Source organism: Mesorhizobium sp. M0991, from assembly GCF_040318915.1.
Taxonomy (GTDB): Bacteria; Pseudomonadota; Alphaproteobacteria; order Rhizobiales; family Rhizobiaceae; genus Mesorhizobium.
The window spans coordinates 746,526-769,630 of record NZ_JAMYNE010000001.1 but is presented as its reverse complement, the minus strand read 5'-3'; the positions used below and the strand labels follow the sequence as shown (position 1 = coordinate 769,630).

21 protein-coding genes and 1 tRNA gene are annotated in these 23,105 nt (G+C 62.6%); 8 read left to right on the top strand and 14 right to left on the bottom strand.

All coding sequences use genetic code 11. The features are described 5' to 3' along the window. Positions 1-136: 136 nt before the first annotated feature. Positions 137-565: a hypothetical protein gene (locus NKH70_RS03840; RefSeq protein ID WP_353024821.1), complete on the bottom strand. Its 429-nt coding sequence runs from the start codon at positions 563-565 to the stop codon at positions 137-139. A gap of 216 nt (positions 566-781) precedes the next feature. On the opposite strand from NKH70_RS03840, the gene NKH70_RS03835 reads away from it, so the two are divergent. Further along, positions 782-2,830, top strand: coding sequence for a M3 family metallopeptidase (locus NKH70_RS03835; RefSeq protein WP_352912933.1), 2,049 nt, complete (start codon positions 782-784; stop codon positions 2,828-2,830). A gap of 381 nt (positions 2,831-3,211) precedes the next feature. Here NKH70_RS03835 and NKH70_RS03830 read toward each other — a convergent pair whose 3' ends face one another. The 4 genes from NKH70_RS03830 to NKH70_RS03815 all read right to left on the bottom strand — a co-directional run bounded on the left by NKH70_RS03830 (position 3,212) and on the right by NKH70_RS03815 (position 8,813). After that, positions 3,212-4,681, bottom strand: coding sequence for an LGFP repeat-containing protein (locus NKH70_RS03830; RefSeq protein WP_353024820.1), 1,470 nt, complete (start codon positions 4,679-4,681; stop codon positions 3,212-3,214). A 92-nt stretch (positions 4,682-4,773) separates the two neighbouring features. Beyond that, positions 4,774-7,986 carry an AfsR/SARP family transcriptional regulator gene (locus tag NKH70_RS03825; protein ID WP_353024819.1) on the bottom strand — a complete coding sequence of 1,071 codons (3,213 nt, stop codon included), beginning with the start codon at positions 7,984-7,986 and terminating at the stop codon, positions 4,774-4,776. 121 nt (positions 7,987-8,107) lie between these two features. Further along, on the bottom strand, positions 8,108-8,566 hold the full coding sequence (locus tag NKH70_RS03820) for a hypothetical protein (protein ID WP_352912936.1): 459 nt from the start codon (positions 8,564-8,566) through the stop codon (positions 8,108-8,110). 171 nt (positions 8,567-8,737) lie between these two features. Continuing rightward, a tRNA-Ala gene (locus NKH70_RS03815) sits at positions 8,738-8,813 on the bottom strand. Positions 8,814-8,977: 164 nt separating this feature from the next. On the opposite strand from NKH70_RS03815, the gene NKH70_RS03810 reads away from it, so the two are divergent. From NKH70_RS03810 to NKH70_RS03800, 3 genes are all read left to right on the top strand, one after another. Then, the gene (locus NKH70_RS03810; RefSeq protein ID WP_023678162.1) at positions 8,978-9,268 is read left to right on the top strand and encodes a YggT family protein; all 291 of its coding nucleotides are present in this window, start codon (positions 8,978-8,980) and stop codon (positions 9,266-9,268) included. Between the two features lie 13 nt (positions 9,269-9,281). Continuing rightward, entirely contained in the window at positions 9,282-9,602 is a 321-nt protein-coding gene (locus tag NKH70_RS03805; RefSeq protein ID WP_352912937.1) for a DUF167 family protein, read from the top strand. 611 nt (positions 9,603-10,213) lie between these two features. Further along, positions 10,214-10,606 carry an HAD family hydrolase gene (locus NKH70_RS03800; RefSeq protein ID WP_352912938.1) on the top strand — a complete coding sequence of 131 codons (393 nt, stop codon included), beginning with the start codon at positions 10,214-10,216 and terminating at the stop codon, positions 10,604-10,606. A 16-nt stretch (positions 10,607-10,622) separates the two neighbouring features. Here NKH70_RS03800 and NKH70_RS03795 read toward each other — a convergent pair whose 3' ends face one another. The 7 genes from NKH70_RS03795 to NKH70_RS03765 form a co-directional block, all read right to left on the bottom strand. Then, positions 10,623-11,591 carry an ABC transporter ATP-binding protein gene (locus tag NKH70_RS03795; RefSeq protein ID WP_353024818.1) on the bottom strand — a complete coding sequence of 323 codons (969 nt, stop codon included), beginning with the start codon at positions 11,589-11,591 and terminating at the stop codon, positions 10,623-10,625. Further along, positions 11,591-12,601: an ABC transporter ATP-binding protein gene (locus NKH70_RS03790; RefSeq protein ID WP_352718531.1), complete on the bottom strand. Its 1,011-nt coding sequence runs from the start codon at positions 12,599-12,601 to the stop codon at positions 11,591-11,593. The genes NKH70_RS03795 and NKH70_RS03790 overlap by 1 nt, the downstream gene beginning before the upstream one ends. Then, complete coding sequence (locus tag NKH70_RS03785) at positions 12,598-13,515, bottom strand: dihydrodipicolinate synthase family protein (RefSeq protein WP_352718390.1); 918 nt, start codon at positions 13,513-13,515, stop codon at positions 12,598-12,600. Before NKH70_RS03785 ends, NKH70_RS03790 begins: the two co-directional genes overlap by 4 nt. Before the next feature lie 18 nt (positions 13,516-13,533). Continuing rightward, positions 13,534-14,436 carry an ABC transporter permease gene (locus NKH70_RS03780; protein ID WP_353024817.1) on the bottom strand — a complete coding sequence of 301 codons (903 nt, stop codon included), beginning with the start codon at positions 14,434-14,436 and terminating at the stop codon, positions 13,534-13,536. Further along, positions 14,436-15,395, bottom strand: coding sequence for an ABC transporter permease (locus NKH70_RS03775; protein WP_352718394.1), 960 nt, complete (start codon positions 15,393-15,395; stop codon positions 14,436-14,438). The genes NKH70_RS03780 and NKH70_RS03775 overlap by 1 nt, the downstream gene beginning before the upstream one ends. A gap of 66 nt (positions 15,396-15,461) precedes the next feature. Beyond that, positions 15,462-17,042: an ABC transporter substrate-binding protein gene (locus NKH70_RS03770; protein WP_352718397.1), complete on the bottom strand. Its 1,581-nt coding sequence runs from the start codon at positions 17,040-17,042 to the stop codon at positions 15,462-15,464. A 32-nt stretch (positions 17,043-17,074) separates the two neighbouring features. Next, positions 17,075-17,788: a FadR/GntR family transcriptional regulator gene (locus NKH70_RS03765; protein ID WP_352669398.1), complete on the bottom strand. Its 714-nt coding sequence runs from the start codon at positions 17,786-17,788 to the stop codon at positions 17,075-17,077. 100 nt (positions 17,789-17,888) lie between these two features. On the opposite strand from NKH70_RS03765, the gene NKH70_RS03760 reads away from it, so the two are divergent. From NKH70_RS03760 to NKH70_RS03750, 3 genes are read left to right on the top strand one after another with little or no spacing between them, the layout of a single operon-like run. Next, positions 17,889-18,860 carry a Gfo/Idh/MocA family protein gene (locus NKH70_RS03760; RefSeq protein ID WP_352912941.1) on the top strand — a complete coding sequence of 324 codons (972 nt, stop codon included), beginning with the start codon at positions 17,889-17,891 and terminating at the stop codon, positions 18,858-18,860. Then, complete coding sequence (locus NKH70_RS03755; RefSeq protein ID WP_352912942.1) at positions 18,857-19,852, top strand: Gfo/Idh/MocA family protein; 996 nt, start codon at positions 18,857-18,859, stop codon at positions 19,850-19,852. The genes NKH70_RS03760 and NKH70_RS03755 overlap by 4 nt, the downstream gene beginning before the upstream one ends. Beyond that, a complete protein-coding gene (locus NKH70_RS03750; protein WP_352912943.1) occupies positions 19,842-20,792 on the top strand; it encodes a dihydrodipicolinate synthase family protein in 951 nt (316 codons plus the stop codon). Before NKH70_RS03755 ends, NKH70_RS03750 begins: the two co-directional genes overlap by 11 nt. Before the next feature lie 36 nt (positions 20,793-20,828). On the opposite strand, the gene NKH70_RS03745 is transcribed toward NKH70_RS03750, so the two are convergent. Continuing rightward, entirely contained in the window at positions 20,829-21,776 is a 948-nt protein-coding gene (locus tag NKH70_RS03745; protein ID WP_352912944.1) for an LLM class flavin-dependent oxidoreductase, read from the bottom strand. A 130-nt stretch (positions 21,777-21,906) separates the two neighbouring features. Beyond that, on the bottom strand, positions 21,907-22,062 hold the full coding sequence (locus NKH70_RS03740; RefSeq protein WP_023678176.1) for a hypothetical protein: 156 nt from the start codon (positions 22,060-22,062) through the stop codon (positions 21,907-21,909). A gap of 266 nt (positions 22,063-22,328) precedes the next feature. On the opposite strand from NKH70_RS03740, the gene NKH70_RS03735 reads away from it, so the two are divergent. Next, complete coding sequence (locus NKH70_RS03735; protein WP_352912945.1) at positions 22,329-23,096, top strand: SDR family NAD(P)-dependent oxidoreductase; 768 nt, start codon at positions 22,329-22,331, stop codon at positions 23,094-23,096. Positions 23,097-23,105 lie beyond the last annotated feature (9 nt).

The window sequence follows — 23,105 nt, the reverse complement described above, 5'->3', positions numbered from 1 at the left end:
CTCGACAATATGCGCGATCTGTCAAACGACGCAACGATCGCTTTTCACCCATCTCCCTCATTCCCATTTATGGGTTCACGACCTAAAAAGCGCACTGTCATCGTAGTTCCCGTAATTCCACCCAATATCGAGGTCTCTAAAACGATATAGACGACACGATTGCTAGGGCAACGTCCAATTCTTTCAGGCAATCTGTATCATTAGCCATACCAAGGTATGTCATGAATACAACATCATTCCCATTCGACAAATACCAGGCAGACAACAATTGATCATCGGTGTCGGACAATACGCCAACAGAGATTATGCTTTCGGACTCGTTCTTTGTGATATTCCCTGCATCTATGGAATTATTCTGACAAAACTGGAGCATAAACGTTCTCAGAGCGTTAAAGTCTACGTTTGGTTTTTCTCCGCCACGATACTTCGCAATTGAGAATTGAATCGCGCCGCAGCCGTCCGTTTCTTTGGCTAAGGTAGGTGGCGATCCCTCAGGAAGATCGCCGGCTATGTCTACCCATCCGGCAGGCAGGTCGAAGGTGAGGCCATGGAATTCTACTCTCATTAAGGTTCCTTTGGATGGTGTCAGGATGCGAGTGGAAGCCTCCGTCGAAATAAAATGCATGTTACAAGATAATATCTTGGTAGGCATTGAATTCGGCTCGAACGATACTCGCAGCACCATGTGGCCACGCTTTAGCACTACCAGGCGCTGTTGCGTGGAGCCGGCCGCCGCCTTACATCGGTGACGATCCACCTCCCACTCAGCGAAAGTTTGTCCATGCCGTCCACCGTCGACCTCGCCGCCCATCCGCTGACCGCATGGCAAGGGCCGCTCGGCCTGCCCGATTTCACGCGCATCGGCGATGGCGATTTTTCTCGGGTCTTCGACGCCGCCCTGAAGGCGCATGAAGCCGAGATCGAGGCGATTGCCGGCAACACCCGGACGCCGACGATCGAAAACACGCTTGCCGCACTTGAGCTTGCCGGCGAGGCGCTCGACCATGTCTCCTCGATCTTCTGGTGCCGCGCCGGCGCCCACACCAATGAGGCGATCCAGGCGCTGGAGCGCGACATCTCGCCAAAGATGTCGCGGCATTTCTCGGCGATTTCGATGAACGAGCGGCTGTTTGCCCGCATCGACGATCTCTATCAGCGCCGCGATGCCTTGAAGCTCGATGCCGAAACGCTGCGAGTCTTGGAAAAGACCTGGAAAAACTTCGTCCGCTCCGGCGCCAGGCTCGACGCCGAAGGCAAGAAGCGGCTCGCCTCGATCAACGAGGAATTGTCGTCGCTCGGCACCAATTTCGGCCAGAACGTGCTTGCCGACGAGCGCGACTGGGCGCTGTTCCTCGATGAGGCCGACCTTGCCGGCCTGCCGGAATTCCTGAAAAGCTCGATGGCGGAAGCCGCCGAGATGCGCGGCCAGAAGGGCCGCTACGCGGTCACTTTGTCGCGTTCGATCTACGAGCCGTTCTCGACCTTCTCAGAACGCCGCGACCTGCGCGAGACAGCGTTCCGCGCCTTCATCATGCGTGGTCAGAATGGCGGCGCTACCGACAACACGGAAGTGGTGCGCGACATGCTGCGCCTGCGCGCCGAGAAGGCGAAGCTGCTCGGCTATCCTTCCTACGCCGCATTGAAGCTCGACGATACCATGGCCAAGACGCCGGAGGCGGTGCACGCGCTGCTCGATCCGGTCTGGGAAAAGGCGGTGGAAAAGGCCGCAAGCGACCAGGCCGGATTGCAGCGGCTGGCGGCCGAGGCCGGCAGCAACGAGAGATTCGCCGCCTGGGACTGGCGCTTCTATCAGGAGAAGCTGCGCGCAGAGAAATTCGCCTTCGACGAGGCCGAGCTGAAGCCGTATCTGCAGCTCGACCGCATCATCGAGGCCTGTTTCGACGTTGCAACGCGATTGTTCGGCATTTCTTTCGAGGAAAAGAAGGGCATTGCCACCTGGCACCCGGACGCTCGGGTTTTCGTGGTGAAGAATGCCGACGGCAGCGAGCGCGGCCTGTTCCTTGCCGATTATTTCGCGCGACCCTCGAAGCGCTCCGGCGCCTGGATGAGCGCGCTGAAATCCGGCTACAAGCTTGGCGATGGCTCCAAGCCGGTCATCTACAACATCATGAATTTCGCCAAGCCGCCGGCCGGTGAGGCAGCGTTGCTATCGGTTGACGAGGCCAAGACCCTGTTCCACGAGTTCGGCCATGCGCTGCACGGCATGCTCACCGACGTTACCTGGCCATCGGTCGCTGGCACCTCGGTCAGCCGCGATTTCGTCGAGCTGCCCTCGCAGCTCTACGAACACTGGCTGACGGTGCCGGCAGTGCTGGAAAGGCATGCGCTGCATGTCAAGACCGGCAAGCCGATGCCAAAGGCGCTGGTCGACAAGATGCTGGCGGCGCGCACTTTCGGCGCCGGCTTCGCCACGGTCGAGTTCACCGCCTCGGCCTTGGTCGACATGGCCTACCATGCGCGGCGGGATGCGCCGCAAGAGCCGCTTGGTTTCGAAACCGAAACGCTCGAAGGGCTCAACATGCCCGACACCATCGCCATGCGTCACCGCACCCCGCATTTCGGCCATATCTTTGCCGGCGATGGCTATTCGGCCGGCTACTATTCCTACATGTGGTCGGAAGTTCTCGACGCCGACGCTTTCGCCGCCTTCGAGGAAACAGGCGATCCCTTCAACCCGGCGCTGGCCGAGCGGTTGCGCAAGAACATCTACGCCGCCGGCGGCTCAAAGGACCCGGAAGAACTCTACACCGCCTTCCGCGGCAAGATGCCTTCCCCGGAAGCGATGATGGCCAAGCGCGGGCTGGTGTGATGCATGCCCGCTCTTGTCACCGTTCTCTTTCCATCTGATTGATGTCGGCTGTCATGGCGTCGGGTTGCGCACCGCCTGATCCGGTTTCCGCCGGTCCCGCTCGGCCTCGTTGGCTGCGGCCGCGTCGTTGAGGTGACTGCCTTAATGCGGTCTCCATCGTTCCGGCCGAAGGAGCCGGGTTGATGGCGGCGCTACGGGCTGTGCGGGGGATGGCAACGACAGCTTGCCCGCTATGCTGATCGGCGCTGCCGCATCTGGACCGAGCCTTGCGACGACCGCTACGGAAATAAATCTCTCAGTCGCGAACTGTCAGCCCCGCCAACGGAAAGGCGGGGCTGGTAAGTTGATTGTCCCGGCAAGCTTTTTGCCGGGGCGATTGGCCTAGGCAGGCACAAAGCCAAAATAGGCTTTGTAGGAAGCCCCGTCGCCGGAAATCAGGGGTGTTTCCACTTTGAACCCAATCCCATTGAAGGTGGTATTGTTCGTGCGTGCCGCGAGCAACACCATCTGCTTTGCGGAGATGGTCACTGTCGTGCTCCCGATCCTGTCATCGCCCCAGTCGAAGAGATCGCTGATGGCGCCGCCGATCGATGGCATCAAGGTTCCTAGGGCCGGGCCGGCGATAGCAGCAATGATAGGTCCCGCTACCGGAATGAGGCCCAAAGCAAGCGTACCGGCCGTATGGACGCCCATGACGATCTTCTGCACCTCGTCCTTGTATTTGTTGGGATCGCCAAAATCGTTTTCCATCAGCACCGTACCGATATTGATGCCGTAGGGCTTGCCTCGATAGATTTCCATAAGGTCGGGTCTTGTATCTCCGGCATCGACGTCGCCGTAGACCTGGCTGCGCTTGGTGTCGGCGATCTGCGGCGTTGTCACGCTGACGATGACATATGGTTCATCCGCACTCGATCCCTGATCCCAGTCGGTCTCGCCGAAGCAATGGAGGCCGGTATAGTGGACGACGACATCTCGAAGGTCGATCGCGCCGGTGTCGGGCCACCAGTATATGCCGCCGTTTTCAAACAAATTGGCGCGGCCTCCTTCGGCAAATTCGGTCTCGTCGGTGGTTGGGTACCCCAGATATGACCGCTCCCAGCCCAAGCTTTCCCACTTCTTTCGAATGTCGCCGTAAACCACGTTGGCTCCTGTGTTCGGCGTCCAGTAGATCGAGCCGGCGTTGGCAAAATGGTTGTAGCGCCCGACGCCGTCGGGAGTTCCGGTTTCGTCGGTGACCGGATAGCCGAGAACAGAGCGCTCCCAGCCCATTGCTGCCCATTTGCCGCGAATTGCCCCCCAAATCGCTTGAGCACCGGTATTCGGCGTCCAGTAGATTGAGGCAGTGTTGTTGTTGAAGTGATTGTATCGGCCGACGCCGTCGGGAGTTCCGGTTTCGTCGGTGCAGGGAATCCCCCACGCGAGACCGCCAAGTGCGATCCATTTCCTATAGATTTCGCCATGGATCTCAAAGGCGTTGTGCATGGCATCGTTGTAGCAAATGCATAAGCCATTCTTGAGATACCAGGCTTTTCCAGTGTCCTTCCGGTCGATCTCAGCGAAGCCGGCGCCTCCAAGGGAGTTGTACTTTTGCTGTATGACGGCTTCCGGCGAGAGGAGCGACCAAGGCCCGATCCTGAGCTGATCGGAAAGTCTTGTGGCTCCAGCGCGGGCGGCGCCGGCACGCACTCTCGAAGTTGCTCTGGCAGTATACGGCATGACCTTTTTCCTTCCTGTGAGTGTTGGTATCGGGGGCTTCAGGCCTCCGGCGATCGGTTGTGATCGACGGGCCGAGGTTCCCAGACCGCGACTTACGGACGGCTTACGGAGTTCCGAGCTGCGCCAGAGCAATTCCAGGAAAAGTGTGAAACGGTTTTCCGTCCGGGATTGCGCAAAAATAAGAGATAGAGCGGTTCGGCGTTTCCGTGAAACGATGAACCGGTCTAGAGAAACGGGCGCACGAGCGAACGCAGCAAAGGCGAGGGCTCGTCATCGCCGGTCGAAGCGAGCGCGCGTTCATAGCGCCGGTAATCCTCGATGGCGCCGGCATGGTCGTTCCTGGAGAGGCTCTCCTGGATGAGCGTGCCATGGAGTTTGGCCGATTCCGGGTAGAAATCGAGGGCACGCCGGCACGCCTGGCGTGCCCGATCCGCGTTGCCTTGGCTCTGCCAGTGTTTGGCGATCCGCACGGCAAGCTCCACAAACCCGTCCCGCACCCGGTCGGCCGCGGCGTTCGACCAGGCGGGCGTCGGGCCATTCGAGAAAAGCGGGCCGACAAAGCCTTCCAGCAGCATCTCCTGCTCCTCGATTGCGCTGTCTCTTCGGCCCGACAGGACGCGTTTCAGCCGGTCTTCCCAATCCTGCAGATCGATCCAGACCTTGTCGGCAGCGAGCCGCAAACGGCCTTCTCTCAGCGTTACGAGTTCGCCTTGCCCGAGCAACTTGCGCAAACGATGTAGCGCCTGCTCCAAGGCCGCTTTGGCCTGGTCGCCGTCGAGGTCGGGCCAGAGCCAATCCTGCAGGGTTTCCACAGAACAGACCTGGTCCCTCGACAGGCAGATAATGCGCAATATGTCGAGCGCGCGGGTAGGTTTGGCACCGGGCGCGACCTCGGCGCCATCGATCTCGAGGCGGAAGCCTCCCATCAAGTGGATCCTGAGCGGCCAAGGCCACTGGGCGGGTCGGCCAGCGGGCGGGACCAGATATCGCGCCCGAACGACGCGGCGGCAGAGATCGATGTCGATCTTTCGCTCCAGCGCGTCGGCGACCAGATCGGCCAATAAGTCCGGCAGGTTGAGCAGGATTGCGGAGGGGTTTACCTCGCGCAACGCCTCCATGAATTCAGCCAGACGAGCGCCATAGGGCGCGCCGCCGTTCCACTTCTGCTCCAGGGTCTGGGCGGCCAGAATGCTCAGTTCGACACGCTGGCGGGGGCCGCCGCTCAGCCTTTCGACGATTTCCTGAAGTAGCGCAATGGCCTCCGCCGGACGCCGATCGGCCAGCAGGACCTGGTATTTGGTGACGTAATGCGGCCAGCGTTCGATCATCGGCTCGTTCGCCCGCTCGATGGCATCCATGAAGACATCGCAGTCGAGATAGGCCTTATCGAAGTCGCCATTGCGCGTGTGCATCGCCGCATGGCAATCGGCGACCACCGCGACCTGGGTTGTGAACCTGCTGTCCGCAATCTCGCCCAGGCGGGAAACCAGCGCATTGAACTCCGAGAAGTTGTTGTGAAGCTTCATCAGCAATTGAAGCTGATAGAGGGCGCTGAACTCGACGCCCCGCAAGGCATGTTGCTCCCCTATGGTCGTGGCTCGTCGCAAGGCATCCTCGGCCGAGTCGTAGACAAAGCCGCGCCGCGAATAGGGGAAGTAACGGCCGCTGGCCGAGCCAAAGGACACCAGCCACATGCCGAGCACCAGCGGCGGGATATCCGGATGTTCGAGATCGGCGGCAACGCTGTCCACGGCATTGGCAAAAATGTCGCGCTGCCCCGACGAGGTCGCGTAGTCGATGAGCGCTTCGCTTGCCAGCAGGCGCAACTCGACCGAATCCTCGATCGGCAGACGTATCAGGCGCTGCTGGATATCATTCACGAGGCGCTTCGCGTCGTGGGCTTCGAATTCGCCAGGTTCGGCGAAATCGATGGCCCGCAGGATGCCGAGCCTGACCATCATGAGTTCCTCCGGATCCAAATCCGGCAATCCCTTGGCAAGAAGCTGTGAGGCTCGGCGCGTCCACTCCGCCAGCCCCTCATGCGTACGCCAGCTGGCGGTCTTGACCACGACCGCCCGCGCGACGGTCAGGCATTGGCCGCGCATGTCGGTGTTCTCGAATGCTTGCCATGCCTTGGAGAAGTGCGGTTCGGCCTTCGCATCGTCCGATGCGAAGGCAACGCCCAGCCAATAATGGACCCACCCGTCCATCTGGTCGGACGGCAGCCTGTTGCACCATTCGACGAAGCTGGCCCGGCGCCCTTGCGAGAGAACGCCGTTAGCGCACTCCAGAATGAGCTGGCGTGCCAGCGGCCAGGCGCTCGCCTGCAACGCCAGCAAGATTGCCGCGTCGGTTTTGCCTGCCTCGTGCAGGACCTTTGCTGCCTGCTCGCGCAGCCTGGAACGGTCCGCTTCCGTCACGCGCCAGTCCAGCAGGCCGGCAAGGTATTCGCGCAACAAGTCATGCAGCTGGAAGGCGGCGCCGCCCGGACCGTCGCGCGTGATCAGCAGCTGGCGTTGCTGCAGCCGCTCCAGCAGGCGAGCAGCCTGCGGCGAGCCCAGGAACGCATCGGCAAGCTCCGTGCTGATCTCCGGCAGAAGGTTGAGCCTGATAAGCAGATCCTGGTCCTCCGGCGCGATGTCGCGCAGGAAATAACGTCCGACAATCTCCCGAAGGCCGGCGCCTCCGGCAAGGCCGGTCTGCGAAAGCGGGTAGTACATTCCGGCGTTGGCCAGCAGGAGAAGGCCCACCGCCCAGCCGCGCGCCTCCGAAATGTCGCCGACCTCGGACGGCGATTGCGAGCGGGCGGCGACGAGGTTGCGTGCCTCCGCAGGCGAAAACTCCAGCAGCGTTTGGTTGAGGACCGGCAACTGTCCCGACAGCACGAGGTCGGCGACATCGCCCTCGGGCAGCATCCGCGATGTGCAGATGCAGCGGATGGTGTTGGGGCGTTCGCGCAACAGGATCGCCAGCGTCCGGCGGAAGCCTGGCGCGTCGGCACGATGCAGATCGTCGAGGACCAGGATCGTGCCGGGATCAAGCCGCGAGAAATAGGTGCGGAAGAACAGCCGCGCGAAATCGTCGGAATTGTCGGCATATTCCGGACCGAAGACGGGCATGCCGGCATGCCTGCCGTCGAGCGACAGCGTCAGATAGTGGAAAAGGCGCGCAACGTCCTGGTCCTCGGTGTCGACGCGATACCAGTTGTACGCCGATTCGCCTTGCTTCAGCCCGCCGTGTTCCAGCCCGCCTTGTTCCAGAAAGTCGATCACCGCGGTGGTCTTGCCGTATCCACCAGGCGCCGCCAGCCAGCATGCACCGCTGTCGAGGGCCTGCGAGAGCAGCGCCACTACGCGCGGACGGCTGACAATTCCCACTGGCCGGGGTGCCGAGAGCTTTGCTATCTCGCGCGGCGCGTCCCGGAAGGATTTATCCATTGTGAGGACTCTCGCAGCGCAGTCGCCTCGCGAAAACAGGTAATCGATTCGCCCGCAACAACAAATCGCCGGCCGGCGTTGTGCTCGCCTGACGTGCCGTGCTCGCCGGCAAGGGTCGCGGTTATCCCTTGTGTGACATGATATGCGAAACCCCGATACTCACGTCGGCGGTGTGTCTTGCCATCACTGCGTTCATTCGCATTGCAATCGTCGCATAGCCGTTTCGTTCCTGGTCGGTAACTTCCGAGGGCTTGAAGAGCCAAGGAAGGGGTGCAACCTGCGCGTCCTCGAAATTGGCCGGCAGATTCGATGGCAAGGCCTTTTTTCCTAAAGGCAGCTCTAGCCCAAGGTCACTAAATTCCTCCTCGAGGCTGGCGTGCAGATGAGAAAGCACCACATAGATCGCCAGCTTTGATCTAGTCCTTTCTGTGTTGTTTTGACTGTACTCTTGAAGAGCCTCGTCGAACGATGGCGATACGTCGGTTTCAGCAGCGGTAGCTCGTGTTGCAACAGCACCGACCAGGGCAGTCGCTGCCACTCCTGTAAGACCTACAAAATCACGTCTTGTCGTGCTGGTCATAGTGAATTCCCCTCGGTTTTGAAGACGGGCCAAGTCTGGCAAGGATGAGGCGCAGTGGCAATAGGCCGCATACTCTACTGGTGTAGAGGACCTTTACGTCGCCGATGTGAATCCACCCGGCGATGAGCGGGTCTTCGGCATGCAAGCAGGCAAGGGATTCGAAAAATCCGCTGGTGGAGCTGAGGAGGATCGAACTCCTGACCTCGTCATTGCGAACGACGCGCTCTCCCAGCTGAGCTACAGCCCCGTCCAGCGGATGGGGCTTTTATCGGCCGCTGCGGTTTCCTGTCAAGGCTGCGCTTGCTGCCGAAATGCCGTTCGGCCGTTGGTCCGGCTTCGCCATGCGGCGGAAGGCGGCTCTTGCCGCTTTCCCCCACAGTGGCTACATGTCGGCAACAATCGGAGACCGGCATGATCGCCCTCATTCAGACCATTGTCATGGCGCTTGACCTTTACTGGTGGATCATCATCGCCTCGGCGATATTTTCCTGGCTCTACGCCTTCAACGTCGTCAACTCCCGCAACCAGTTCGTCGATACCATCAGCAACATGCTCTATCGGCTGACGGAGCCGGCGCTGCGGCCGATCCGCCGCTTCATGCCCGATCTCGGCGGCATCGACATCTCGCCGATCATCCTGCTGCTGATCCTGTTCTTCATCCGGCAGTTCCTGCTCACCACCGTGCTTTCGCTGGTCGTCTGAGTTCAGGCGTCCCATGAGCGCGCCGTTCCGCACGCGCACCGACGGCATCGACCTGTTCGTCCGGCTGACGCCGAAAGCGGCGATGGACAGGCTGGAGGGGATCGAGACATCGGCGGATGGGCGAAGCTATTTAAAAGCCCGCGTCCGCGCCGTGCCGGAAAACGGGGCCGCCAATCGAGCGCTGGAAAGGCTGGTCGCCAAGGCGCTTGGCGTGGCCGCTTCAGCGGTCTCGATCGTCGCTGGCGACACCGCGCGGTTGAAGACGCTGCGCGTGGTTGGCGATCCCGCGGCGCTGGCGAAACGCATCGATACGCTGGGCACGCCTGGCCCATGATCTCGGCTCGCTCACCCACCCCCGCAGAAAAAAGGCCGGGCTGCAAAGCCCGGCCAGATATGAAGGTCGAAAACCTTCAGAGGGGAACGCGCCGGACGAATGGGAGGAAACATCCGACGCGGATTGCATATGGGTTGGCGTCGACGTCGTTTCAATGAGGTCGGGGAACCACCGTCGCGACAGGCTTTTAAACATCTCGATTATCTGATCAGCAGCTCGACGAGGCCGATCCGTCCTATCGCGACCGATGCGGCAGGACACGCACCGCAACCCCGACCGGGAAGCTCAATATGACCACTACTCGAGTCCTATTCTTCGATGTTCTGGGAACCGTCGTTGACTGGCGCAGCGGTATCGCAAGGGAGGCCGGCGCCTTCCTAGCGCGAAATGGTGCACAGCAGGTCGATCCTGGGTGAATTCGCCGATGCGTGGGCGTTGCGCTATGACGCCTCGACCGAGGCGGTGCGGACAGGGCACCGGCCTTTTGTTTCACTCGACGTGATCAACCGGGAGAATCTGGACGCCACTCTCATCCAGTTCGGGCTGACCCCATCCGCGCTGCCAGCCACCGAACTTGAGGAACTCAATCTCGCCTGGCACCGGCTGGAGCCGTGGCCCGATTCGCTGAAAGGCCTTGCGAGGCTGAAGGAACGCTTCATCATCGCGCCCTTTCGGGGGGCAATACCCGGCTGTTACTGGATATGGCCAAGCGCGCCGGCCTGCCTTGGGACACCGTCCTTGGCTCGGATGTGTTCGGCACCTACAAGCCTGCGCCACAGGCTTATCTCCGCGCAGTGGAGATCCTGGGGGTGCGACCTTCGGAGGCCGTGTTAGTCGCCGCGCATAATAACGACCTGGCCGCGGCACGAAGGTGCGGTATCGGAACCGCCTTTGTTGCTCGGCCAAGAGAGCATGGCCCGGCGCAGACGACCGATCTCTCGCCTCTTGAGAGCTGGGACTTCGTGACCGACGACCTTGTCCATCTCGCCCAAGTTCTCCCGTAGGCAGAGGGCAGAAAACCTAAGCGATGTCGTCGCGGATGCAGGCCTTCAGATGGCCCTCGGCTGTCGCCCTCAGCGGCGGCACAGCCCCGGCGCAAGCCTCCAGCGCAAACGGGCAACGGGTCCGGAAAACACAGCCCGACGGCGGGTTCGCCGGACTGGGAATATCGCCTTTGAGCACCTGCCGGCCTTGCCTGGCCAGCGGATCGAGCGACGGAATGGCTGACAGCAGCGCGCGCGTGTAGGGATGCTGCGGCCGGGCATAGAGTTCGGCCGCCGGCGCAACCTCCATGATGCGCCCGAGATAGAGCACGATGACCGTGTTGCAGATGTACTCGACGACGGCCAGATCGTGCGAAATGAACAGCATGGTCAGGCCGAGCCGGAGCTGCAGGTCGCGCAACAAATTGATGATTTGCGCCTGGATCGAGACGTCGAGTGCCGAGACCGGCTCGTCGGCGACGATGAATTCCGGCTCGAGCGTCAGCGCACGGGCGATGCCGATGCGCTGGCGCTGGCCACCCGAGAATTCATGGGCGTAGCGGTCATAGGCGTCGACCGGCAACTCGACCGCGGCAAGCGCCTTCTCGGCCTTCGCCCGCCGCTCGGACTTCTTGCCAATGCCTTGAATGTCCAGGCCTTCGGTGAGGATCTGCCCGATCGTCATGCGCGGCGACAGGCTGGCGAAGGGGTCCTGAAAAATATACTGCATCTTGCGGCGCTGGCGGCGCAACTGGGCGGCACCCAGCCTGGTGATGTCGGTGCCGTCATAGCTGATTTGGCCGGATGTCGGCTCGATCAGACGCAGCACCGAGCGGCCGATCGTGGTCTTGCCGGAGCCGGATTCGCCAACCAGGCCGACCACCTGGCCGCGCGCGACATCAAAGGAAATATCGTCCAGCGCCCTGACCACCGGGCCACGCGAGAACGCTGTCGGCGCAAAATGCTTGGTCAGGTTTTTGACCGAAAGGAAGGGGGCGTCCACCATCAAAGCTCCTCCCAACGCAGGCAGCGGCTTTGCTGGGTCGGCGTCGCCGCAAACAATGGCGGGACCGCGGCGCGGCAGGCAGCGATAGCCATCGGGCAACGCGGCGCGAACGAACAGCCCTTGGGCAGCAAGGCGAGCGAGGGAACATTGCCGGCAATGGTCGGCAGCGGCGTTCCCGCCGCCTTCAGCGCCGTGGCCTGGCCGAGCCGCGGCACCGAGCGCATCAACCCCGCGGTATAGGGATGACGCGGACGGGTGAACACTTCGCTCACCGGACCTGTTTCGACGATACGCCCGGCATACATCACCGCTACCCGGTCGGCGATTTCGGCTACGAGGCCGAGATTGTGAGTGACGAACAGGATGCCCATGCCGCGCTGCGCCTGCAGCTCGGCCAAAAGATCGAGAATCTGGGCCTGGATAGTGACGTCCAACGCGGTCGTCGGCTCGTCGGCGATCAGCAAGCCTGGATCGCAGGACAGGGCCATGGCGATAGTGGCGCGCTGGCGCATCCCGCCTGACAGCTCGTGCGGATACTGCCGCGCCCGCCGCTTCGGATCGGGAATGCCGACCTGCTCCAGCAGCCGCACAGCGTCTGCTTCTGCCTCGCGGTGCGATTTGCCGAGATGGATGCGGATCGGTTCGGCGATCTGCTCGCCGATCGTGTAGACCGGGTTGAGGCTGGTCATCGGCTCCTGGAAGACCATGCCGATCTCGTTGCCGCGTATCTTGCGCAACGACTCGCCATCGAGGCTGGTCAGCTCGGTGACCGTGCCGCTCTTGCTCCGTAGCGCGATCGATCCCTCAGCAATATGTCCGACCCTTTTCGGCAACAGGCCGATGATCGACAGGCTGGTGACGGATTTGCCGGATCCGGATTCGCCGACGAGCGCCACCGTCTCGCCGGAGCCGATCGTCAGGTCGACGTCCGCTACCGCCGCGATGTCGCGCCCCGCAATGCGGAACACCGCGCGCAGGCCGGAAATCGAGAGGATCGGCGCGACACTCAGCGGAGCAGCCCCACATCGCGAAGGATCATGTCGATCTTCGCGGTTTCCTCCTCGTTCAGGCTGCGTTGCGGCCGCGCCATGGTGTTCGAGGCGATGATGCCGAGGCTCTTCATCGCTGCCTTGAAGGCGCCGACGCCGGCCGAGCCGGCGCTTGTCCTGCCAAGCGATATCCAGACGATCTCGAACAGCTTTAAAAGCCGCTCCTGTTCCACCCGGGCCTCGGCATGCTGGCCGGCCTGCATCAGCTTCCACAGCCTGACGTAACCATGCGGGTCGACATTGGCGAGGCCCGGCACGACGCCATGCGCACCCATGGCCAGCACGCTGTCGACCAGGATCTCGGAGCCGGTCATGCCGAAGAAACCCGGGTCATCGGCCATGTCCTTGAGCACGTAACGCAGATTGCCGTCATCGCCGCTGGAATCCTTGATGCCCGCGATGGCGCCTTCCCTGGCGAGGCCGACCGTGGTCTTGCGCTCCAGCTTGATGTGAACGCAGACCGGGATATCGTAGGCGATGACCGGAATGTCGATCGCATCCTTGATATAGCGGAAGTGATCGCCGATCTCCGACTGGCTGGTGCGGGTATAAAACGGCGCGGTGACGACGATGGCGTCGGCGCCGGCCGATCTGGCGATGCGGGCGTGGTTGATGACACGATCGGTCGTCGGATCGATCACCCCGACGAAGATCGGAACCCGGCCGTTATTGACCTTCACCGCGTGCTCGATGATGGCCCTGCGGCCGGCCTCGTCATGGAAGACCACCTCGCTGGTCGAGCCGAGCACGAACAGCCCGTGAACGCCGCCGTCGAGCAGGTTTTCGATCGTCCGGGTGAACGACGCAAAATCGATGCTGAAGTCGGAATTGAGCGGAGTAACGACAGGCGGCACGACGCCGGTAAACAGGGGCATTTTGATGAACCTTTGAGGTCAGTTGAGATCGGAACGAGGGTCGAATGCGTCGCGCAAGCCGTCGCCAATGAAATTGATGGCGAGCACGGTGAGCACCAGTGCGGCGCCGGGGAACATCCATTGCCACGGGTATTGTTCGAGCACGACGGTGGAGCGGGCGAGATTGAGCATGTTGCCCCAGCTGGCTTCGGGCGGCGCGATGCCAAGGCCGAGGAAGGACAGGCCGGCCTCGAGCAGGATGGCGTTGGCGATCTGCAAGGTGGCGTAGACGACCAGGATATCGATGCAGTTGGGCAGGCCGTGCCGGAACAGCAGATGCGGCAGCCCCGCCCCCATGCCGCGGGCGGCGACGACGAAGTCGCGCTCGCGCAGTTCGAGCAGCCGGGCACGCACCATGCGCGACAGCACCGGCCAGGAGAGCAGCGAGATCACCAGGATGGTCGGGGCGATGCCGGTGCCGGCAATCGAAGCCAGCACTAGCAGGAAGATCACCGGCGGCAGCGTCATCGCCAGATCGACCAGGCGCATCACCATTCCGTCGACGAGACGCCCGCCAAAGCTGGCGACGGCGCCGACCAGGAAGCCGATGACGGTCGAGATAGCGACCGAACAGATGGCAACCAGCAGTGAGATCCGCCCGCCTTGCAGCAACCGGGCCATGACATCACGCCCGACGCCATCGCTGCCCAGCCAATGAATGGCGGACGGCGCCTTGTTCATCGCCCTGAGGTCGATGGCGTTCGGGCCGAACGGCCACCACAGAGGATAGGTCGAACCCGCCAGCAGGACTGGAATGACGATCAAAAGCCCGGCGCGCGCCGCACGGTTTTCAAAAAAGCGGTCGAACGCGCGGCGAAGCGGGCCTTTGGTTTTCGACACGGCGGCCGGGTCGACCGATGGGTCCGGCGCGGTGATTGCCATCAAGCCACCTGAATGCGCGGGTCGACGACGGCATAGACGACGTCGGTCAAGAGGTTGACCAGGATGACGCAAACGCCGATCACCAGGGTGGCGCCCATAATCACCGGGTAATCGCGGGTGCCGACGGCGTTGACCAGAAGCAGTCCCATGCCCGGCCAGTTAAACACGCTTTCCAGGAAGATGGCACCGCCGATGGCGATACCGACGGTCGAGCCGATCAGGGTAATGACTGGCAAGAGCGCATTGCGGGTCGCGTGCTTGATGATCACCCAGAACTCGCGCACGCCCTTGGCACGCGCCGTCCGCACGTAATCCTGGTTGAGCACTTCCAGCAGCGAGGCGCGCATGTAACGCATGATCAGCGCGGCATGGCCGATGGACAGCAGGCAGGCGGGCAGGACGAGGTGCGCAAGCACATCCGTCGCCGAGAACGGCGCACCGGCAGTCTGCATGCCGCCGGACGGCGCCCAGCGCAGCAGCACCGAGAAGAAATAGAGGCCAAGCAGCGCCGTCAGGAAAGCCGGGCTGGAGATGCCGATGAACGACAGCACCGACAGCGCGATGTCAGACGGTTCGTTGCGGCGCACCGCGCTGAAAATGCCGGCGGAAATGCCGAGCACGATGGCGATCGCCAGGCCCGTGCCCATCAGCAGCGCGGTCGGGCCGATGCGATCCATGACCAGTGGCAGCACGGCAACGCCGCTGCGCTGGATCGAATAGCCGAAGTCACCGCTCAGCGCCGCACGCAGCCAGGCGAGATATTGCACGGGAAGCGGCCGATCGAGCCCGAGCCGTTCGCGCAGGCCCTCGAGGTCGGAAGCCGACATCGGCACAGAGGGATTGATGTAGGCGTCGATCGGATCGCCCGGCGCCAGCCGCAACAGGATGAAGATGAGGACGCTGAGCGCGACCAGCATCAGCAATCCTGTGGCGCTGCGGCGGGCGATGAAGCTCAACATGGGCTTTCCGTGGCGGTGGCAGGCGGCGCCAAAGTGGTCCCGCCTGCTCGCTTGGTTGCGGGGTTCTTACTGGATGTCCCAGCGCTCGGGGTGAGCTGCGTAGGGGCCGCCGCCCGGCGCCGGCGTCCAGACGAAGTCACGCAGCTTGTTGGAGGCCACGCCATAGCGGTTGGCCACCCACAACGTCGCCCAGGGCAGCTCCTTGTTCATCACCTTGCAGACCTCCTGCCAGGAGGCGTCGAGCTTGGCCGGATCGGTCTGGCCGAGCGCGGCGTCCAACGCGGTGCTCAGGTCGTCGAACTCGATACGCATGGTGTTGAAGCCTGCCGGCGGGATCTGCGACTTGTTGAGGCCGGGATTGAGGCCGGCTGGATTGGGGCCGTTCTGCAGGCCGGCATAGACCATCGGAAATGCGTTCCAGTCCGGCGTGCCTTCCTTGTAGACGATGCCGTTATAGGTCGGCGTATCGACAACCCGCGGCACCACATTGATGCCGACCTCGGCCAGCATCGACTGGACAGCGGCCATCACATTGGCCGCTTGTGGCGAGCCGTAATAGGTCAGCAAGGTGATCGGCTTGTCGCCGTTGATCTTGTCCCAGCCCGCCTCGGCCAGCAGCGCCTTGGCCTTTACCGGATCGTAAGCATAGGGTTCGAGGCCTGCGGGAACCAGATGCGGCGCGACATAGCCGCAATTGGCCGGCTTGGCGGCACCGCCATAGAGGCTGTCTATGATCGCGTTGCGGTCGATCGCATACATAATCGCCTGGCGGACACGGATATCCCTAAACAGGTCGACCTTCTGGTTCAGGCCGATATAGTTGACCACATAGGAGGCACCTTCGATCACCTTGAAATTGCTGTCGCTCTTGAACGATGCCGCATCGTCGGGCTCGACATAGGTGAACTGGATCTCGCCGGCGCGGAGCGCGGCGACGGCCGCCGCCGGCGACTCGAAATAGCGGTTGATGAGCACGTCTACCTTCGGCTTGCCGCCGCGATAATCGTCATCGGCTGCCAGTTCAACGTATTGGTCGGTCACGTAGCGTTTGAACTTGAACGGGCCGGTGCCGACCGGAGCGGTCGACCACCAGGTGCTTGTCGCCAGCGATTCCGGCGGCAGAGCGGCCAGGGCATGCTCCGGCAGGATCATCAGCTGCGAGAGGATCGATAGAAACGAGCCGTTCGGTTTCGATAGCTTCACCACTGCGGTGTGGTCATCCGGTGCATCGACCGAGGCGATGTTGGCGAGGCGGGCGGCAAACAGGCTGCCGGAGGCCTTGTTCTTGGCAAGCTCGAGGGTGAACTTGACGTCCTTCGAGGTGAACGGTTTGCCGTCATGCCAGGTCTCGTTGACCAGGTTGAACGTATAGCTCAGCTGGTCGTCGCTGATCTTGTAGTCCTTGGCGAGGTCGCCTTCGATATCGGTTAGCCCGGCATTGTAGATGACCAGCGGTTCAAAATAGGTGCTGAGCCAGGTGTAGCCGCCCGTCGCGACCAGCGGGTTGAAGTTCTTGGGAAAACCGCCGGGGCCGACGTCGAAGCCGCCCGCAATGGTCTTGGCGCTTTGTGCCTGGACACTGGTCAATGGGGCAATGCTGGCGAGCAGCAGCCCGGCGACTGAGAATGCGATAGTCCTGATGCGCATGGTTTCCTCCCTTGGCATAGTCAGGTTGTTCTTCAGCTTGCTCGGTTTTTGGCGATAACCTGCTGGATTCCCCGGTAATGGTCGTCGAGCCGCCCACGCGCCTGGTCGACATCCTTGGCGGCGACAGCCTCGACGATCTCGTGATGGTCGCGCCATGTCGCCAGCGGCGTCGGATTGTCGAGATTGGTGAAATTCGAGGCCTTGTTGAACGCTATCCAGAAGATGTCGATCAGCGCGCTCAGCATGTGATTGTTCTGGCAGCGGAACAGCAGCTGATGGAATTGCTGGTCCTCTTCGGCGAAGCTCTCATGGCGCTCGGCACGTTGCCGCATGCGCTCGGTCAACTGGCGCAGCGCCTCGATGTCCTCGGCGCTGATCATCTCGATCGTCTTGGCGATGAGGCCGGTTTCCAGCACGCGACGGATTTCGCGCAGCTCTTCGACGTCGCGCAGCGAATCCTGCAAACCGTATGCCAGGTTATCCAGCAGCGGCTTGAACGAGAACTCCTTGACGAACACGCCGATGCCGCGTCGCGTCTCCAGGATGCCGATCGATTCCAGCGCCTTGATGGCTTCCCGCACGGAGTTGCGGCCGACGCCGAGCCGCTGCGCCAGGAACGTCTCCGGCGGCAAGGGATCGCCGGCCTTGAGCTGGTTGCTTTCGATATAGGCCCTGAGGCTTTCCTGCACGGTGACGTGAAGGAGCGGCGGTCTGCTCAACGGTTCGATCGACTTCAATTCCGCCATCCCACTGCTTTCATCGTCCGCCGGATTAGCCTGCCCGCCGCTTGTCGTATAGCTACTTGTAGGATATCCTGCAAGCCCATAACAAACCTGCTGCCTCCGAATGAAGATTGCCCTCGCCGGCTCGAGCCACTGGCACGCCGAAATGCACCTCGACGCCGCACGCTTTTACGGTGCGGAGATCGCCGGCATCTGGGACGAGGATCCTGGCCAAGCGCATGCGTTCGCCGCGAACCGCGACCTGCCGTTTATCGAAGATTTCGCGGAGATACTCTCCAGCCCGCCGGATGTGATCCTGTTGATGGGGCACCCTTCGATGGTGCCGGCGCGGGCACGCGCGATCATCGAGGCAGGGATACCGCTGATCCTGGAGAAGCCGGCGGCCAGCCATACGAGGGAACTGATAGCGCTGCGCGAGATTGCCAGACAGCAGCAGGCTTTTGTCGCTGTTCCCCTGCCCAACCGTTTCGGACCGGCCGTCACGGCATTTGAACGGCTGCGCCGGCAAGATCGCGCCGGTGCAGTGGCACATTGCCAATTCCGGCTGGTCAATGGCCCGCCGCAACGCTACATCGCCGACGGTGTCGCCTGGGTCCTCGACCCGGCGGTTGGTGGCGGGGGTGCGTTGAGGAATCTCGGCATACACGGCGTCGACGCGGCACTCAGCCTCGCAACCGGCAAGCTCGGCCTGAAAAGCGTTTCGATCGCGAACCGCATCCATCCCGGCCCGGTCGAGGATCACGTACTTCTGGTGCTGGAAGACGAGGCCGGAGCGCTGTTCATCGTCGAGGCCGGCTACACCTTTGCTTCGATGCGCCCCGGCGGTGACTTCGAGTGGCGCATCGTCAGTGCCAATGCGACCCTGGTCGATCATGGCGACCATGCCATCTGCGCAACGCTCGACGATGCGGCAATCGTCGACTTGCCGGTCGAGCTGCCGGCAACGCGCTATCGTCTGTTCATGCGCGATACGCTTGACCGGCTGGCGAGAAACGCGCCTCCGTCCGCGTCCATCGAGGATTATGTTGCGGCGGTGTCGCTGATCGACGCCGCTTATGAAAAGGCAGGACGATGATTGGAATAGGCATTATCGGCGCCGGCGATTTCGGCGCAGCCCATGCGCGGGCAATCCGTGAGGTTGGAGGCATTCGTCTCGTTGCCGCCTCTCGTGGAAATGCCGATGCGCTGCAGCAATTCACCGTCGAACATGGCGGCCGCGGCTACGCGGACTGGCGAAGGCTGCTGGACGACAAGGAGGTCGACGCGGTCCTCATTGCCAGCCCGCACCATCTCCATGCCGAAATGGCCATCGGCGCTGCAAAGGCCGGCAAGCATATCCTGCTCGAAAAACCGATGGCGCCGACGGCGGCCGCCTGCGATGCGATCAATGCCGCCGTGGCCGAGAGCGGCGTCAAGCTGATGGTCGCCCACCTCATGCATTTCGCCCTGCCCTGCATGGCTGCCAGAGAAAAGCTGGAGGAAGGAGCGCTTGGCCGGCCGCTCGCCGGATCGAGCTGGATCATCAAGCTGTGGATGGAGCACAATCGCCGCGATTGGCATCTGCGCAAGACGACCGGCGGCGGCATGCTGTTGACGGCCGGCATCCACGCGCTCGACCGCCTCGTCTGGCTGATGGATGACGATGTCGTGTCGGTGAGCGGCATGCTCGGCGCCAAGTTCCATGACCAGGAAGCAGACGACAGCGCCCTGCTTGGATTGCGTTTCGCCGGCGGCGGCATCGGCCAGGTGCAGAGCGTCGGCTATCGCACCGGCGCCACCACCTACGCCATGGATCTGGTCTGCGAGCGGGGAACGCTGCGCATCGACATGGATCGCGGCACGATGCTTGGCCGCGAGACGGTCTGGACCGAGCTGCCCGGTTCCTTTGAGCCGAACTGGATGCATAACGCGCTGGTGCGCGAATGGAGCGCAATGCGCGATGCCATTGCCGACGACACGCCGGTGCCGGTCGACGGTATCTATGCACGCAAGATCATCGCCATTATCGAGGCTGCCTTTGCGTCGAACGAAACCCGCCGCGAACACGAGATCGCCGGTGCACGCTGACCTTAACAACCACCTGGCCTGCTTGCCCGCACACGCGCCGCGCGGCGTCTGGGGCGCAGTGATGCTGGCCATCGACCATCGCGGAGCGATCGACTGGCAGGCGACGGAAGAGACGATCGCCCGGCTCTGCGCCTCAGGCGTCGACGGCGTCTATTCCAATGGCACGGCCTGCGAATTCCATTGCCAGACCGAGCCCGAATTTGACCGGCTTTGTGAGTTGGTCGCAACCATAGCCGGCCGCGCGCGCCTTCCTTTCCAGATCGGCATCAGCCAGTCCAATCCGCGCGTCGCGCTGGAGCGGCTGACGCGGGTCGCCGCACTTCGCCCGACGGCGGCTCAATTCACCTTGCCCGACTGGTGGCCGCCCAGTGACGACGAGATCATGCGCTTTGCCGGCGGCCTCTGCGAAGCTGCGCCCGAGACGCCCCTGGTGCTCTACAACCCGCCGCACGCCAAGCGCCGCCTGACGCTCGACGCCATCGCCAGGCTGCGTGCGGCCGTGACATCGCTGGTCGGCGCCAAGCTGCCGGGCGGCGACGCCGGCTGGTATGCCGATATGCGTCGCAAACTGGACGGATTTTCCGTCTTCGTCCCCGGCCACACGCTGGCAACAGGCTATGCTGGAGGGGCCCATGGCAGCTATTCCAACGTTGCCTGCCTCAACCCGAAGGGCGCGGTACGATGGTGGCAAATGATCCGCACCGACACGGCCGCCGCTGCCGAGGTCGAGGCCCGCATACAGGCCTTCCTCGCCACACATGTCCTACCGTTTCGCACCCGTTACGATGTCGGCGATGCAGCACTCGACAAGGCGATGGCGGCGGCCGGCGGCTGGGCGCCGCTCGGCCCGCGACTGCTCTGGCCCTACAGCTCCGTTCCCGATCAGGAAATCCCGACGCTGGCCAGGGCCGCTCACGCGGCTTTCCCGGAATGGTGGTAGGGTCCGTCAGCCAAGGTGCGTGACGACGGTGGCTCTTCAGCACTCGGCTCGCGGGCCCGGTATCGCGCGTGACGCAAACGTCCCTGACGCAGGGGCATCCGCCTCGCGCCATGCCAGCGAGTTGCGCAGCAGTGCAATCGCCTCGCGGCCGGCAGTCGCAATCTCGCGCGGCCTGTCGACGCCGACGATCATGAACTCCTTGATCCCCAAAGCGGCGTAGGAAAGCAGCGACAGCGCGACCTGCGCCGGCGGCTCGGCAAGTTCGACCACCTTCTGGCAGGAGGCGGCCGGTTTGTCTTCCGAACGGATCCGGACGGGAAGCGCGAACCGCAGCTTGCCGGCCCGACCGTGTTCGGCGGCAGCGCCGCGTACGCGCTCCATTGACTGGCGGATTTCTGCAAGCGAGCCCGGCGCCAGCTCGAACACATCCGCATGCCTGCCCGCGACCCTGAGCGCGGTGCCCGACTGCCCGCCCATGCGGATGGTCACGTCGGCACCATGCGGCCCCTTGTGCGGCACATAGCCGCCTTTGACGCTGTAAAAGGCGCCTTCATGGTCGAACGGCCTGTCGTTCGACCACAACCGCTTCAGCAGCACCAGATATTCGTCGATGCGTTGCCAGACCACCGTATGGCCGGCCGGACGTGCCTCGGCATCGTCGTCGCTCAGCGGCTCGCTGAGCATCCTGAGCGACAGCCGGCCACCGCTTCTCTGGTCGAGGGCAGCAAGCTGCCGCGCCGCCACGGTTGGTTCGATCACGCCCGCCCAATGCGTGAGCACGACCTCCAGGGAGGAGGTACGGTCCAGCGTCTGGGCGGCAAGGTCCATATTGGTCAGCAGCCCGGCCTGGTCGTCGATGACGATCCTCTGGAATCCGGCATCCTCGATCAGTGACAGCTTCGTCGCGGTCTCGACAAAGTCATAGAAAAAGCTGGCGTCGGCAGCGTGGATCTTACCGGGAACATGCGTGAACTCGATCGGCATTGCCATCTCCTCCATCACGTTGGAATCAGGGCGCGCAAAAGCGCACCGGCATTCGGTTCATCAACTCCGGAATTTCTGCAAACGGCAGGCCGCTATCCCGAGGAAGCCTCGATGATCAGAGCCTTGACAATCAGGGGATCAGCCCCAGTACCACTGCCCCGGTGAATACAAACGCAAGGGCAAAGACGAGATAGGCGAAAGCGCCGGCGTAGGCCGGCCGCCACACCTGGTCGGAACCCAGCCTTTGGCCTTTGCGGGCAGTCTGAGCGTTCTGGCTATAGGACATATCGACCTCCGTCTCGGCGCTTAATCTATAAAATCAGTAGACTTTGTCGAGTGCTATTTTCGCGCGATCCTTAGAACAATTTTCTCCAAACGGCGGACAACTTAGTGCTTTTACTGCTTAGCGCTGCCTTTGAGGCACGCCGGGATGACGGCAGAAAATGTCAGGTCCACGTGTCTGTGGCTCCTTGGCGATCCAATGGACGAAGGATAGCATCGCTGCTTCAGCGGAAAGCCGGGACGTCACGGCAAGGCAGCAGGGAGCAAAAGATGGGCACAAGACTGGCCGGCAAGGTCGCCATCATTTCGGGCGGCGCGACGGGCATGGGCGGTGCGGCCTCGGAGCTTTTCGCGGCCGAGGGCGCCAAGGTGGCGATCATCGACCGCAACGGCGAAGCGGCTGCCGCCACCTCAGCGGCAATCAGGGAACGCGGCCATGTCGCCGAGCACTGGGTCGCCGACGTATCGGATGAGGCGCAGGTCGAAGCGGCGGTGACGGGCGCGACGGAAAAATTCGGCCCGGTCACGGTTCTGTTCAACCACGCCGGCACCATCGTCATCAAGCCCTTCCTGGAGACCACGCTGCAGGAATGGGACTGGCTGCATGCCGTCAATGTGCGTTCGATGTTCCTGATGACGCGCGCCGTGCTGCCCGGCATGATCGCCGCCGGCGGCGGTTCCATCGTCTGCACCTCGTCGATCTCGGCGGTGGCGGCAACGCCGATGGAGGTGCTTTACGACACTACCAAGGGTGCCTGCCACATGTTCGCGCGCGCCATTGCCGTCGAGTTCCGCGACCGCAACATCCGCTGCAATGCGGTCTGTCCAGGCTTCATCAGGACACCGCATGGCCTGCGCGAGGTCGCCGATCTCGACAAACTCGGCGTCGATGTCTCCGACGCGGCAATGGCGGCGCAACAAGGACGGATCGGCGAGCCGGAAGAGGTCGCGAAGGCAGCCCTGTTCCTGGCCAGCGACGAGGCCAGCTTCGTCAACGGCGCCCATCTGTTCGTCGACAACGGCTTCACCGCGATGTGAAAGGCGAAG

Bases quoted from the DNA above. Each gene is read 5' to 3' on its own strand.
- NKH70_RS03735 (WP_352912945.1), top strand. From the start codon at position 22,329: ATGGGCACAAGACTGGCCGGCAAGGTCGCCATCATTTCGGGCGGCGCG.
- NKH70_RS03825 (WP_353024819.1), bottom strand. From the start codon at position 7,986: ATGGATAAATCCTTCCGGGACGCGCCGCGCGAGATAGCAAAGCTCTCG.
- NKH70_RS03780 (WP_353024817.1), bottom strand. From the start codon at position 14,436: ATGGCAATCACCGCGCCGGACCCATCGGTCGACCCGGCCGCCGTGTCG.
- NKH70_RS03775 (WP_352718394.1), bottom strand. From the start codon at position 15,395: ATGTTGAGCTTCATCGCCCGCCGCAGCGCCACAGGATTGCTGATGCTG.
- NKH70_RS03760 (WP_352912941.1), top strand. From the start codon at position 17,889: ATGAAGATTGCCCTCGCCGGCTCGAGCCACTGGCACGCCGAAATGCAC.
- NKH70_RS03840 (WP_353024821.1), bottom strand. From the start codon at position 565: ATGAGAGTAGAATTCCATGGCCTCACCTTCGACCTGCCTGCCGGATGG.
- NKH70_RS03765 (WP_352669398.1), bottom strand. From the start codon at position 17,788: ATGGCGGAATTGAAGTCGATCGAACCGTTGAGCAGACCGCCGCTCCTT.
- NKH70_RS03770 (WP_352718397.1), bottom strand. From the start codon at position 17,042: ATGCGCATCAGGACTATCGCATTCTCAGTCGCCGGGCTGCTGCTCGCC.
- NKH70_RS03795 (WP_353024818.1), bottom strand. From the start codon at position 11,591: ATGGTGGACGCCCCCTTCCTTTCGGTCAAAAACCTGACCAAGCATTTT.
- NKH70_RS03740 (WP_023678176.1), bottom strand. From the start codon at position 22,062: ATGTCCTATAGCCAGAACGCTCAGACTGCCCGCAAAGGCCAAAGGCTG.
- NKH70_RS03755 (WP_352912942.1), top strand. From the start codon at position 18,857: ATGATTGGAATAGGCATTATCGGCGCCGGCGATTTCGGCGCAGCCCAT.
- NKH70_RS03810 (WP_023678162.1), top strand. From the start codon at position 8,978: ATGATCGCCCTCATTCAGACCATTGTCATGGCGCTTGACCTTTACTGG.
- NKH70_RS03835 (WP_352912933.1), top strand. From the start codon at position 782: ATGCCGTCCACCGTCGACCTCGCCGCCCATCCGCTGACCGCATGGCAA.
- NKH70_RS03785 (WP_352718390.1), bottom strand. From the start codon at position 13,515: ATGCCCCTGTTTACCGGCGTCGTGCCGCCTGTCGTTACTCCGCTCAAT.
- NKH70_RS03745 (WP_352912944.1), bottom strand. From the start codon at position 21,776: ATGCCGATCGAGTTCACGCATGTTCCCGGTAAGATCCACGCTGCCGAC.
- NKH70_RS03820 (WP_352912936.1), bottom strand. From the start codon at position 8,566: ATGACCAGCACGACAAGACGTGATTTTGTAGGTCTTACAGGAGTGGCA.
- NKH70_RS03805 (WP_352912937.1), top strand. From the start codon at position 9,282: ATGAGCGCGCCGTTCCGCACGCGCACCGACGGCATCGACCTGTTCGTC.